Here is a 12,764-nt window from a genome sequence, read left to right as displayed (position 1 = left end):
CCGGGGATCGCTCCCCGGGGCCCGGCCCCTTCCGCGTTCTTCCGTACGCCGCTACTGGGTGCGGGAGCGGCGTACGGAGAAGGCGACGAACCCGGCGCCCAGACCCAGGCAGAGCGTGCCGCCCAGGACGTAGGGGGTGGTGTCCGCGCTGCCGGTGTCGGCGAGCGTGAGGGTGACCATCGAGGCGCGGTCCCCGGCGGACACGCCGTCGGAGGAGCGGGTGTCGCCGCCGGCTGATTCCGGGGAACCGGAGTCGGCGGCGGCGGGATCCGCGGTGTCGGAGCGGGCGGAACCGGAACGTGCGGCCTCTTGGGCGGAAACGCCGTTCACGGTCCCGGTGTTGGCGGCGGCGGGGCCGCCGGAGGACCTCGTCGCGTCCTGACCGGGTGCGGTTGCGTTCGCCGAGGGGACGAACCAGAGGACGGCGAGGAGGGTGGTCGCTCCGAGAGCGGTGAGCAGCGGTCGACGTGCGGACACGGTGCGATCCCCCTTGTGGCAGCAGCGAATTGGCCGTGTGCGCCGATGCTAGTGAACAGGGCGGGTCGTGGGAAAGTCGAGGCTGTCACGGGCTTACTCTCCGTCGTATGAACCCTTCTGAGACATCACGATTCGTACGACTTCGGGTGGATTTGATCCTCGAAGTGTCGGACTCCGACGCACTCATCGGCGCGGCCCTCGGTCACATCAAGGCCGACGAGTTCATGCCGGACGAGGAGCGCGGCCATGCGGAAGCCGCCGTCCGACAGGACGAATCGGAGGCGCTGGCCTACTTGGTGGACCCCACGGACCTGGTCGCGGAACTGCCCGGAATCGAGCTGGCGCAGGCCTCCTGGAGCAGCGAACCGGTCGAATACGACCCCGAGTCACTGGAGTGGGACCTGGACGAGGAAGATGGTGACTTCGAGGAAGAGGCGGACAACGCCTGACCGTGGGGTTGCACACATTCGAACGGAGTGTGGAACCGACCCGCGTCGTTAACGCGTTGTCAGGACGAGCAGGGGGTGATGCCCCCTGCCCGGCCCAATCCCGGGAATGCAGCCTCGGGGTTTCCGGCAACGATGGAGTGACGTGTGAGGACGTACAGCATGCGGCGGAGAAGGTCCCTGGTGGCCGTATCCGCCGTGCTCGGCGGCGTACTGATGCTCTCGGCCTGCAATGACGGGGGTACCGAGAAGCCTCAGGGCAGCGCCGAAACGGGCAAGGCACAGGCGGACGTGGACGCGGCGGCGGCCAAGGACGCGTCCAAGGCGAAGATAGAGATCACGCCGAAGGACGGCTCCACCAACATAGCGCTGAACGACGCGGCGAACGTCACCGTCAGCGACGGGAAGCTCACCCAGGTCGAGTTGAAGAGCTCCGAGGGTGCCGTGGTCGCGGGCAAGATAGCCGCCGACGGCAAGAGCTGGAAGCCGGACGCGGCCCTCAAGCGCTCCACGAAGTACGCGCTGGCCGCGACCGCGAAGGACGAGGCCGGCCGCGAGGCGCACGAGAACGCCTCGTTCACCACCCTCTCGCCGGAGAACAGCTTCGTCGGCTCGTTCGTCCCGGACGAGGGCCAGACGGTCGGCGTGGGCATGCCCGTGTCGATCACGTTCAACAAGCCGATCAAGGACCAGAAGGCCGTCCAGGCCGCGATCAAGGTCAGCTCCAGCAGCAACCAGGAAGTCGTCGGCCACTGGTTCGGCAACCAGCGCCTGGACTTCCGCCCCGAGGCGTACTGGCAGGCGAACTCCACGGTCACCCTGAAGCTCGCGCTCCAGGGCGTGCAGGGCGCACCCGGCATCCAGGGCGTGCAGAACAAGACCGTCACCTTCAAGGTCGGCCGGAGCCAGGTCTCCACGGTCGACGTGAAGGCGAAGACGATGACGGTCACCCGGGACGGCGCGGTCCTCAAGACCATCCCGATCTCGGCGGGCTCCCCGGAGAACCCCACGTACAACGGCCAGATGGTGATCTCCGAGAAGTTCAAGGAGACCCGGATGGACGGCGCCACCGTCGGCTTCAAGGGCAACGACGGCAAGGGCGAGTACGACATCAAGGACGTCCCGCACGCGATGCGGCTGTCGACCTCCGGCACCTTCATCCACGGCAACTACTGGGGCGCCGACTCGATCTTCGGCAAGGTGAACACCAGCCACGGCTGTGTCGGCCTGAACGACGCCAAGGGCGCGAACGACCCGGACCAGCCCGGCGCGTGGTTCTTCGACAACTCGCTGATCGGCGACGTGGTCACCGTGCAGAACTCCCCGGACAAGACCATCAAGCCGGAGAACGGCCTCAACGGCTGGAACATGGACTGGGCGGAGTGGAAGGCCGGCTCGGCCGCCTGACACCCCCGGTGAGCGCCGCCCGCGGCGCCGCCCACCGAACCCCGGACGGCGGGGAGCCCACGACGGGCTCCCCGCCGTCCGTGCGTTCCGCGACGGTGCGACGCAGGGGCGGTGCGACGCCGCGGGGTCGGGACGCCGCGAGGCCGCCCTCCGGGCGACGACGGGACTTTGACGACAGGCCCTAGGGTCGTGGCATGACGAAGATCGACACGCTGACCGTGCCCCCGACCGACGACGAGGTGGACACCTGGTGGGCGGTGCAGGTCTCCGCCCACGCCGCCGACACCGCCGCCCTGCCCGACGTACCCGCGCCCACCCGGGCGGAGGTCGCCGGCCGGCTGCGCGTGCCGCCCGCCCGCGGCCGGTTCGTCCACTGGGCCGGGGCGGCCGGCGAGGGCCACGCCGCCCTGCTGCTGTTCACCGAGGAGGCCAACACCCACACCGCCTTCCTCGACGAGCTGACGGTGCGCCCCGACGCCCGCCGCCGGGGCGTGGGCACCGCCCTGTGGGAGCGGGTCCGCGCCGAGCTGCTCGACCGGGGCCGGACCTCGGTCTCCACCGTCGCCGACACGGGCGGGCCCGGACAGGCCTTCCTGGAATCCGTCGGCTTCGAGAACGTGCTGCCGATGGCCTGGTACGTCCAGGAACTCGGGGAGGACCCGGCCGCGGAGGCCCACCCCGACGTCCCCGGGTACGAGCTCCTCACCTGGGCCGGACTGGTCCCCGACGCCTGGGCCCCGGCCGCCGCGGCCGCCCACGGTGCGATGGAGGACGCGCCCTCCGGCGACGCCGACGAGCGGTTCACCGCCTGGACGCCGGAGCGGGTGATCGCCGCGCAGCGGCTCGTGCTGGACCGCGGCGGGAAGCTGCTGATGGTCGCCGCCGTCACCCCCGCCGGCGAGATCGCCGCGTACACGACGCTGGTGCTCCCGGACCCGGACGGGCCGCGGGCCCTCCAGTACGACACCGTCGTCGTCCCCGCGCACCGGGGCCGGGGCCTGGGCCGCGCCGTCAAACTCCGGATGCGGGCCGAGGCGGCCGTACGGTACCCGGAGCTGCGCCGGATCGGTACGACCGTCGCCGACGAGAACACCCCCATGCTGGCCGTGAACGAGGCCCTGGGCCACCGACGCGAGCGCGGTGCGGCCGTCTTCCAGCTGACGCTCTGACCGGGCGGCGCCGAGCGGCCCGGCCGGCGCCGGCCGGGCCTGCCGTGGCGTGGCGTGGCCCGATCCGTACCCGCCGCACCGCTCAGGCGGTCTCCTCCGTGCGGGCCGTCCCCGACCCGGAGGGCGGCGCGGGGGTGGTCGGCGTCGGCTCGTGGGCCGGCGCCGACCAGGACGACAGCAGCCGCAGGGCGTCCGCCGAGGGGGAGCCCGGCACGGCGTGGTACGTCACCAGGAACTGCGCCGGATCGTCCGGCAGGGCCAGCGTCTCGAACGGCAGCACCAGCTCGCCCACCACGGGGTGCCGCAGCCGCTTCACCCCGTGCGTCTTCTTGTCCGCCACCGTGTGGGCCGCCCACAGCCTGCGGAACTCCTCGCTCTTCACGGACAGCTCACCGACCAGCACGGACAGCTGCTCGTCGTCCGGGTACTGGCCCGCGTACATCCGCAGGTTGCTCACGACCTCGCAGGCCCGGCACTCCCACTCCGCGTACAGCTCGGCCGTCGCCGGGTCCAGGAACACCATCCGCACCAGGTTCCGCTCCGCCGGGGGCAGCGTCCCGAAGTCCCCGAAGACGGCCGCGGCCAGCCGGTTCCACCCGATGACGTCCTGCCGCCGCCCCACCAGGTACGCCGGTACGCCCTCCATCGCCTCCATCAGGCTGCGCAGCTCCGGGCGGACCTGCTGCGGACGCCGGGACCGGCTCCGCCCGCGGGCACGGGGGCGTGCCAGGTGGGTCAGGTGGTCCGACTCCGTGCCGTCCAGTCGCAGGGCCCGCGCGATGGCGTCCAGGACCTCCGCCGACACGTTCTGCCCGTGCCCCTGTTCCAGCCGGGTGTAGTAGGCGACGGAGACCCCGGCCAGCTGCGCCAGCTCCTCCCGGCGCAGCCCCGGAACCCGCCGGTGCCGGCCGTAGTCGGGCAGGCCCACGTCCTCGGGGCGCAGCCGGGCGCGGCGGCTGCGCAGGAACTCGCCGAGTTCGGCTCGCTGATCAAGCTGGTCCATACCGCCAGTATCCCCGGGCGGGACACCGGACGCGGCGGTGAGCCTGACCCCACCAGGGGTAGGTTCGCCAGTCCTAGGCACGGCAGGGGTCTGGGTGGGCGGCCCGGAGCGGGGCAGGGTGGAAGTACCGCAGTACGGACGTCGAACTCGGCGTCACCACGACGTCACAGCCCGACGTCCTCGTCAGAGGAGATCACCCCCATGTCCGTCACCCAGGTCCCCGCCTACGCCGCCCCCGCCGCGAAGGCCCCGCTGGAGCGCGTCACCGTCCCGCGCCGCCCGGTCGGTGAGCACGACGTCCTCATAGACATCAAGTACGCAGGCATCTGCCACTCCGACATCCACCAGGCCAACGACGGCTGGGGCGAGGGCATCTTCCCGATGGTCCCGGGTCACGAGATCGCCGGGATCGTCGCCGAGGTCGGTCCCGGCGTGACGAAGTTCGCCGTCGGGGACCGGGTGGGCGTCGGCTGCTTCGTGGACTCCTGCCGGGAGTGCGAGTACTGCCTGCGCGGCCAGGAGCAGTACTGCGTCAAGGGCATGACCGGCACCTACAACGCCCTCGACAAGAACGGCGAGCCCACCTACGGCGGGTACTCCACCCACATCGTCGTCGACGAGAACTACACCCTGCGCATCCCCGACGGCGTCGAGCTGGACGTCGCCGCGCCGCTGCTGTGCGCCGGCATCACCCTCTACTCCCCGCTCCGGCACTGGGGGGCGGGCCCCGGCAAGAAGATCGCGATCGTCGGCCTCGGCGGACTCGGGCACATGGGCGTGAAGATCGCCTCCGCGCTCGGCGCGGAGGTCACCGTCCTGTCGCAGAGCCTGCGCAAGCAGGAGGACGGCCTGAAGCTGGGCGCCGCCCACTACTACGCGACGAGCGACCCGAGCACCTTCGAGGAGCTGGCCGGCACCTTCGACCTGATCGTGTCCACCGTCTCCGCGCCGCTCGGCCTCGACCGCTACCTCGCCCTGCTGAAGGTCGACGGGGCGCTCGTGAACGTCGGCGCGCCCGAGGAGCCGGTCGAGCTGAACCTGTTCTCCGTCATCGGCGGCCGCAAGACCCTCGCCGGGTCGATGATCGGCGGCATCCCGGAGACCCAGGAGATGCTCGAATTCTGCGCCGAGCACGGCCTGGGCGCGGAGATCGAGCTCATCTCCGCCGACCGGATCAACGAGGCCTACGAGCGGGTCCAGTCCAGCGACGTCCGCTACCGCTTCGTGATCGACACGTCGACGATCTGACGGGTGGCGCCACCGGCACCCGGCCCCGGGCCACCGCCCGGGATCGGGCCGAGCGGCCGGCGCCGAAATGCGCGCTCCGGCCTCCTCATCGCCGGCCTCGCGCCGACCCCGGGCCTAGGTGCCCGAGGCGGGTGCGCCCGAGAAGGCGACGGTCCCGGACGTCGTGACCGCCTCCTGCTCCGCCCCTTTCATCGGCGAGTGGTCCGGTTGCGGCGCAGGAACTCCAGAGCGGCACTCTGGATTTCCTCGTCCGGCCCATCCGCTCGATAGTCCCGCGACTTGATGTACTCGTAGAACTCCGAATCCGGGGCAAAGCCGTAGTGCTCCAGGTAGTAGGCGTGTGCAGCCGTCCAGATCCAGACCCCATCCGTCATCGTCACGACCGGCACGACCTTGCCCTTGGACGCATCGAGCTGATCCGGAGCCAATCCCGCGGCCCGCTCGATGGCGGCGCCACCGTGCGAGAGGAAGTCGAGCAGGCGGTCCCGCTCGGATCGATCGACGATGCGTGGCCTGGACTCATCGAAGTACGGCCCGGACTCCGGGGCGACACCATCGAACAACCGTGCACGCTTGAACTCCACTTGTTACCTCCCCCGGCTGTCAACGGCCTCACCGTATGCCCTGGATGATCACCTGGGGCCACCCCGACCGCCGACGCCGTGCGGCCGGCCCGTGTCACACGTTCTTCACGTCCCGTGCATGGTCTTCGCGTGGCCCGGCTGTTGATGATCTCCTCATCGCCCCGCCGCTGCCGAGGAGTTCACCATGCCCAGCCGCCGCCACTTCCTCGCCGGATCCGCGGCGGCCGTCGGACTCGCCGCGCTGCCCCAACTGCCCGCCGCCGCCCCGGCTTCCGCCGCCGGGGTCGAGGTCGGGGGCGCCCCGCACCTCGTGGTGGTGCTGGCCGACGACCTCGGCTACGGGGACCTCTCCCCGTACGGCCAGAAGCTGATCAGTACCCCGCGCATCGCCCGACTTGCCGAGGAGGGGCTGCGGTTCACCGACGCGTACGCGGCCGCCGCCGTCTGCGCCCCGTCCCGTGCCGCGCTGTTGACCGGCCTGCATACCGGGCACGCCCCCGTCCGCGCCAACCCGGGCAGCGGCGGCCAGGCCGGACTCGGTGCCGGGGACACGACCTTCGCGGAGGTGCTGAGGGCGCGCGGCTACCGCACCGGCCTGTTCGGCAAGTGGGGCTTCGGGCCGGAGGCCGCCGACCAGCCGAGCCACCCGTTGTCGCGCGGCTTCGACGAGTTCTACGGCTACATCGACCACGGCCACGCCCACCAGTACTACCCGTCGTACCTCTGGCACAACGACGCCAAGGAGCCGGTCGCGGCGGGCACCTTCGCCCCCGAGGCCATCGCCGCGCGAGCCCTCGACTTCATCGACGCGCACGCCGCCGGGCCCGACCCCTTCCTGCTCCTGCTCACCCCGAACCTGCCGCACGCGCCCAGTGAGGTCCCCGACCTCGGGGCGTACGCCTCGAAGCCCTGGACCAAGGCGAACAAGGCGCACGCCGCGCAGATCGGGCTGCTCGACGCGCAGGTCGGCGCGGTCGTCGACCGGCTCCGGGCGCGCGGTATCGCGGACCGCACGGTCGTCCTCGTCGCCTCCGACAACGGCCCCCACGAGGAGGGCGGCGTGGACCCCGACCTCTTCGACGCCAACGGCCCGCTGCGCGGCTACAAGCGCAACCTCTACGAGGGCGGCGTACGGGTCCCGCTGATCGCCTGGGGCCCCGGCCGGATCACGGCGGGCACCACCAGCTCCCGCCCCACCCCGCTCCACGACCTGCTGCCCACCCTCGCCGACCTGGCGGGCGCCCCGGCCCCCTCCGACATCGACGGCCTCTCCGCCGCCACCGTGCTCGCCGGCACCCCGGGACTCGCCCCGATCCACTCCCACCTGTACTGGTACCGGGACGAGCAGGGCGTCACCGCCCGGGCCGACGCCCAGGACGGCGGCCGGGCCAAGCGGGTCGCCGAGGCCATCCGCAAGGACCGCTGGAAGGGCGTCCGGTTCGCCCCCGGACGCGACCGCGACGCCCCCGACGCGCAGTGGCAGTTCGAGCTGTACGACCTGACGGCCGACATCGGCGAGCAGCGCGACGTGGCGGCGGCCAACCCGTCGGTGGTCGCCTCCCTGACGGCGCTGCTGCGCGGGTCCTGGGCGCCGACCTACCCGCGCCGGGCGTGGGGGCTGGCGGCGACCCCGGACGCGGACGGGGCGACCGTCACGACCCGGCTGTCCAACGGCACCGCCCGGGCCTGGCCGGACGCCCGGGTCGCGTTGGCCGTCCCGGCCGGCTGGACGGCGACCCCGGCCGGCCCGGTGACGGCCGCCTCCCTGGCCCCGGGAGGGACCCTGACCACGGTCTGGACGGTGACCGGGCCCGCCGCGGCGGCCCCCGCCCTGCTCACGGCGTCCGCGACGACATCGGCGTACCGCTTCTCGGCGCCCGTGCGCTTCGCCCCGCTCCCGGCCCCGCCGACCCGGGACGGATACCTCAGCGACCTGCCGTGGGTCTCGGCGGTCAACGGTTGGGGCCCCGTGGAGGTGGACCGGTCCAACGGCCGCAAGGAGGCCGGCGACGGCACCCCGATCGCGTTCGGCGGGGTGACGCACGCCAAGGGCCTCGGCGTCCACGCCCCGTCGCAGGTCGTCTACCACCTGGGTGGGCGGGCGGCCCGCTTCACGGCCCTGGTCGGCATCGACGACTTCTCGACGCGGCAGTCGGCGGCCGGGGCGACCCGGGCCGTGGTCCGCGCCGACGGCCGCACCCTGCTGACCACGTCCACCCTCACGGGCGCCACCGGCCCCACCGCCATCGACCTGGACGTGACCGGTGTGCGCCTGCTGCACCTGGTGGTGGAGGACGCCAACGGGAACTCCGCCTTCGACCACACCTCGTGGGCCCGCCCCCACGTCACGGTGCGCTGAGCGCCCGGCCGGGCGGGCGCTCAGGCCGTGTCGGGTCGGGCCGGCGGCCACGCGTAGGCGTACCGGCCGGCCGGCCGGTCGAAGGTGATGTCGACGGGGTGCGCGGGCAGGGAGAACTCCTCCTCCGCCCAGCGCAGCACCGCGGCGGCCAGGCCCTCCGGCTGGAAGTGCGCCTCCGGGAACAGCACGCGGTCCACCGTGACCAGGACGTGCGCGCCCGGGTGCCGGGCGGCGACGGCCGGCGCCGCCACCGCCGCGCCGTGGCGCAGCCATCCGGCCTCGGCGGCGTCGAGCCGCTTGCCCCGGCGGTCCGACGGCGGATGCGTGCGGACGGGGGCGGTGTCCAGCCACACCCCGTCCGCGACCCGCTCGCCCCGGTCGGGCGGCGCCGCGCCGACGGCCGCCGACGCCGTCAGCTCGATCCGGATGCCCCACGGGCCCCGCAGGACCCGGTGGAGGACGGTGCGGGGACCGTCAGGCATCCGGCGACGGCGCCGCCGCGACGCCGATCGGGCAGGAGACGCCCGTGCCGCCGATGCCGCAGTAGCCGCCGGGGTTCTTGTCGAGGTACTGCTGGTGCTCCGGTTCCGCGGGCCAGAAGGGGCGCTCCGCGGCGGGCAGGACGGCCGTGGTGATCTCACCGTGGCCGGAGGCGGTGAGGACGCGCTGGTATGCGGCTCGGGAGGCCTCGGCCGTGGCCTGCTGGGCGGGGGAGTGGGTGTAGACCGACGAGCGGTACTGGGTGCCGACGTCGTTGCCCTGCCGGAAGCCCTGGGTGGGGTCGTGGGCCTCCCAGAACACCTTGAGGAGGGTCTCGTAGGAGACGAGCGCGGGGTCGAAGACCACACGGACGACCTCGGTGTGCCCGGTCAGGCCGGAGCAGACCTCCTCGTACGACGGGTTCTCGGTGAAGCCGCCCTGGTAGCCGGCCAGGGTGGTCCACACCCCGGGCGTCTGCCAGAACTTGCGCTCCGCGCCCCAGAAACAGCCGAGGCCGAAGTCGGCGGTTTCGAGGTGGGCGGGGAACGGGCCGGTCAGGGGGTTGCCGAGGACGGTGTGGCGCTCCGGCAGGGAGAACAGCGGGTGCGCGCGGCCCTTCAGGGCCTCCTCGCGGGTGGGCAGCTCGGGCGTGCGGCGGTACGAGAACATGGATTCCCTCCTTGTAGTCCTGACAACGGCCGGGGGCGGGCCGGGATTCCCCGGACCCGTCCCCGACCGGCCCCGCCCCGATCCGCTGTCCGGTGCCGGGCCCGCCGTCGTCCGGCGGGATCAGTCCTCGGTTTTCAGCAGGGTTACGCGGACCGCCCAGTTCCGGGCGTAGAGGTAGCGCTGCTTCGGATTGCCGGCGTAGTACCAGGGCACCGCCCCGATGTGGCCGTCGACGTGCCGGAACTGTTCGACGGCCTCCGCGTCCCGGTCCTGCCAGAACAGCAGGTACGCCAGCACGTGCCGGAGATGGACCGCCCGGGTGTCGGCCGGGTCGGCCGCCGCGAGGTCCACGAGTGCCTCGTCGACTGCGGTCCGCACCTCCTCCCGCGCGAAGAAGGTCTCCGCCGCGAGGTCCTCCTCGTAGTTCTCCTGCTCCACGTACGCGAGCAGCGGCAGCAGCGTCAGCAGCTCACCGGGGGCGGCGCCGGCGGTCGCCTTCCGGGCGAAGGAGAGGCACTCCTCGTGCGAGCCGCGCCACTTGCGGGCCCAGTACTGCACGGCGTTGGTGTGGGCGCTCAGCAGCTTCGGGGCGCGCGAGACGATCTCGGTCCACAACCGTTCGTACCGCTCGTGCGGGTACATCAGACCCAGTGCGACGGCCTGCTCGACCATGTACGGGACCGGGTCGGCCGGGTCCGCCACCTGCTGCGCCTCGTGCACGGCGGCCTGTGCGCCGCGCAGCAGCTTGTGGAACAGGTCGAACTGTTCCTCCGAGGTGTGGCGGGCCCAGGCGGAGCCGCGGACCTCCCACGCGACGAGGACGGCGTTGTCGGCGAGGACGAGGGCCGCGGCCGGGTCCCCGGGCCGGGCGGCGCGCCAGGCCATCAGCCAGGCGTCGTCCTCGACGGCCGCCTCGGCGAGGGCGCGCACGCGGTGCCAACGCTCCTCCCAGTCGGTGCCGGCGGCCTCCAGGTGGGCGGCCCCCGTCTCCCAGTCCCCGGACCGGACGGCGGCCAGCGCGGCCGTCCGCGCGGCCGGGACGGGCGCGGGGTGGTCGGTGTCGAGGGCTTCCTCCGGTACGAAGCCCAGGGCGACGACCGCGGCCGCCTCCTCGGCCCTGCCGTCGGCCTTGAGGGCGTCGGTGCGGGCGCGCAGCTCGGCGCCCGCCGACTCCAGGCCCTCGATCCGTTCGGTCAGTTTCCGCGCCTTGCGGATGATGAGGAAGCCGCGGGCGACCCAGAGGGCGCCCGCGAGGAGCAGGGTGCCGAGGACGAGGAGAAGGACGATCACGGGTTGAACACCAGCTTCCGCAGAGGTTCGGTGGCGCACGGGTCGGCGACGGCCGCGTCGAGGGCGGCCTCAAGACGGTCCTCGAAGTCTCCGGCCGGGTAGGCCAGGCCGGCCGGGTCGGACCAGGACAGCTGCCAGCGGGCGGTGCCGCGGGCCGTCAGCTCGGTGGTGACGAGCTGGTTCAGGATCCGACGGAAGGCCGGGCGGGCGAACTCGCGGGCCGCGCGGCCGGTGGCGGCCGCCGCCTGCTCCGAGGTCGGGAAGTGCGCGGCGAGCCGCCACCGCAGCGGGGGGTCGGCGTCGACGGCGTCCAGCAGCGGGGCGAGGCCGTCGCCCGCGCCCTCGGCGGCCACGGCCTCGCGGATCTCCCGCGAGCCCTGCCCCACGTACAGCGTCATGCTCTCGTGGACGAGGTCGGGCCAGTCCAGCCGCTTCAGGGCGAGGGCCTCCGGGCTGAGGACGACGGGCTCCAGGGCGACCATGGCCGCGTCCGCGTCCGACAGCAGTGCCATCGACGGGCGGACGGCCCCTTCGGCCCGCCCGTCATCGGGCAGGGCCTCGATGCGGGCCACGCGTTCGGCGAGCGCGGGGTGCGAGTCGTACGGGGAGGCGGGCTCGGTGGACAGCTCGGTGCGCAGCTCGTCCAACTGCTCGGAACGGGCGTCGAGGAGGTGGCGGAAGCCGCCGAAGACCTGCCCGGGCAGCGGCAGCAGCCCGGCATTGACGCCGAGGGTCGCGTAGGACTCCATGTAGAAGTCGTGGGCGTTGCCCAGCGCGTTCAGCTCGCGCAGCGCGGAGGCCGTGGAGTCGCGGCCCGCGACGCGGACGGCGGCCAGGTCGGCGGCGAATTCCTGGCGGCGGGACGCCGAGAGGGTGGCCCGCATGTAGAACTTCGCGTAGGCGGTGTAGACGTGGGCCATGGCGCGGTAGGTCAAGCCCTCGCCGGTGGTGTCGACCTCCTTCGCCTTCCTGCCCTTGGCGGTCCGCTTCGCGGCGCGCTTCTCCTGCTTGGCGCGCTCCTTGGCGACCTTGGTGTCGGCGCGGTCGTTGAAGTGGCCGATGGTACGGATCAGTTGGGCCCGGCCGCGGGCGATCAGCGGGGTGAGGCGCGTGTCGAGGTTGGCGTAGTGGCCCATCTCGTGGGCGAGGACGGCGCGCAGCTGCATCTCGTCGAGGCCGCTCATCAGGGGCAGGCCGAGGTGCAGGCGGCGGGTGCCGGGCAGCAGGCCCAGCATCCGGGAGTCCTCCGAGACGGCCGCGTTGACCTCGTCGGTCAGCAGGATCTCGTCGGGCGCGCGGGTGCCGACCCGGGCGGCGATGTCACGCACGGCCCGCCACAGCGCCGGTTCCCGCGCCTCGGTGACCGGGATGCCCGGCAGCGGCTCCGGCTCGGGGGTGCGCAGCATGAACATGCCGCGCACGATCGGGATCGCGAGGACCACCGACACGATGACGACCTTGGCCGCCACGGGTCCCGACACCCAGGTCATGGCGGCCAGGTCGAGGAGCCCGAGGACGCCGAGCAGGATCAGGCCGAGCAGGTGGAAGCCGGCGAGCAGGACGAGCGCGCGCAGCGCGCGAAGTGAAGCGCCCATCAGGACGTGTCCCCCCAGGGATGTGGTGCGTGTGGTG

General features: G+C 73.0%; 12 protein-coding genes. 5 read left to right on the top strand and 7 right to left on the bottom strand.

The features are described from left to right. Nucleotides 1-51: 51 nt before the first annotated feature. The gene (locus ACZ58N_RS06000; protein ID WP_471156125.1) at nt 52-477 is read right to left on the bottom strand and encodes an LPXTG cell wall anchor domain-containing protein; all 426 of its coding nucleotides are present in this window, start codon (nt 475-477) and stop codon (nt 52-54) included. A 164-nt stretch (nt 478-641) separates the two neighbouring features. Between ACZ58N_RS06000 and ACZ58N_RS05995 the strand changes: the two genes are divergently transcribed. The 3 genes from ACZ58N_RS05995 to ACZ58N_RS05985 all read left to right on the top strand — a co-directional run bounded on the left by ACZ58N_RS05995 (nt 642) and on the right by ACZ58N_RS05985 (nt 3,499). Continuing rightward, nucleotides 642-926 carry a hypothetical protein gene (locus ACZ58N_RS05995; protein WP_471156123.1) on the top strand — a complete coding sequence of 95 codons (285 nt, stop codon included), beginning with the start codon at nt 642-644 and terminating at the stop codon, nt 924-926. A 159-nt stretch (nt 927-1,085) separates the two neighbouring features. Then, nucleotides 1,086-2,330 (top strand): L,D-transpeptidase, encoded by a 1,245-nt coding sequence (locus ACZ58N_RS05990; RefSeq protein WP_471156121.1) that lies wholly within the window; start codon nt 1,086-1,088, stop codon nt 2,328-2,330. Nucleotides 2,331-2,524: 194 nt separating this feature from the next. After that, nucleotides 2,525-3,499, top strand: a complete 975-nt coding sequence (locus ACZ58N_RS05985) for a GNAT family N-acetyltransferase (RefSeq protein WP_471156119.1) — start codon at nt 2,525-2,527, stop codon at nt 3,497-3,499. A gap of 82 nt (nt 3,500-3,581) precedes the next feature. Here the strand turns inward: ACZ58N_RS05985 and ACZ58N_RS05980 are convergent, their stop codons facing one another. Continuing rightward, complete coding sequence (locus tag ACZ58N_RS05980; protein WP_471156118.1) at nt 3,582-4,502, bottom strand: helix-turn-helix transcriptional regulator; 921 nt, start codon at nt 4,500-4,502, stop codon at nt 3,582-3,584. Nucleotides 4,503-4,703: 201 nt separating this feature from the next. On the opposite strand from ACZ58N_RS05980, the gene ACZ58N_RS05975 reads away from it, so the two are divergent. Next, a complete protein-coding gene (locus ACZ58N_RS05975) occupies nt 4,704-5,750 on the top strand; it encodes an NAD(P)-dependent alcohol dehydrogenase (RefSeq protein ID WP_471156115.1) in 1,047 nt (348 codons plus the stop codon). Nucleotides 5,751-5,938: 188 nt separating this feature from the next. Here the strand turns inward: ACZ58N_RS05975 and ACZ58N_RS05970 are convergent, their stop codons facing one another. Then, on the bottom strand, nt 5,939-6,334 hold the full coding sequence (locus ACZ58N_RS05970) for a hypothetical protein (protein WP_471156113.1): 396 nt from the start codon (nt 6,332-6,334) through the stop codon (nt 5,939-5,941). A 184-nt stretch (nt 6,335-6,518) separates the two neighbouring features. Here ACZ58N_RS05970 and ACZ58N_RS05965 point away from each other — a divergent pair, with 184 nt between their 5' ends. Next, nucleotides 6,519-8,693, top strand: a complete 2,175-nt coding sequence (locus ACZ58N_RS05965) for a sulfatase-like hydrolase/transferase (RefSeq protein WP_471156110.1) — start codon at nt 6,519-6,521, stop codon at nt 8,691-8,693. 20 nt (nt 8,694-8,713) lie between these two features. Here ACZ58N_RS05965 and ACZ58N_RS05960 read toward each other — a convergent pair whose 3' ends face one another. The 4 genes from ACZ58N_RS05960 to ACZ58N_RS05945 form a co-directional block, all read right to left on the bottom strand. Continuing rightward, nucleotides 8,714-9,175, bottom strand: coding sequence for a hypothetical protein (locus ACZ58N_RS05960; RefSeq protein ID WP_471156107.1), 462 nt, complete (start codon nt 9,173-9,175; stop codon nt 8,714-8,716). After that, a complete protein-coding gene (gene msrA / locus ACZ58N_RS05955; RefSeq protein ID WP_471156105.1) occupies nt 9,168-9,842 on the bottom strand; it encodes a peptide-methionine (S)-S-oxide reductase MsrA in 675 nt (224 codons plus the stop codon). The genes ACZ58N_RS05960 and msrA overlap by 8 nt, the downstream gene beginning before the upstream one ends. A gap of 120 nt (nt 9,843-9,962) precedes the next feature. Beyond that, nucleotides 9,963-11,132, bottom strand: a complete 1,170-nt coding sequence (locus tag ACZ58N_RS05950; protein WP_471156103.1) for a hypothetical protein — start codon at nt 11,130-11,132, stop codon at nt 9,963-9,965. Beyond that, complete coding sequence (locus ACZ58N_RS05945) at nt 11,129-12,727, bottom strand: M48 family metallopeptidase (RefSeq protein WP_471156100.1); 1,599 nt, start codon at nt 12,725-12,727, stop codon at nt 11,129-11,131. The genes ACZ58N_RS05950 and ACZ58N_RS05945 overlap by 4 nt, the downstream gene beginning before the upstream one ends. Between the last annotated feature and the right edge of the window lie 37 nt (nt 12,728-12,764).

This window comes from Streptomyces sp. NPDC040432 (assembly GCF_055595445.1).
Note: the sequence above shows the minus strand (reverse complement) of the source record. Positions and strands in the feature narration are given on the sequence as shown.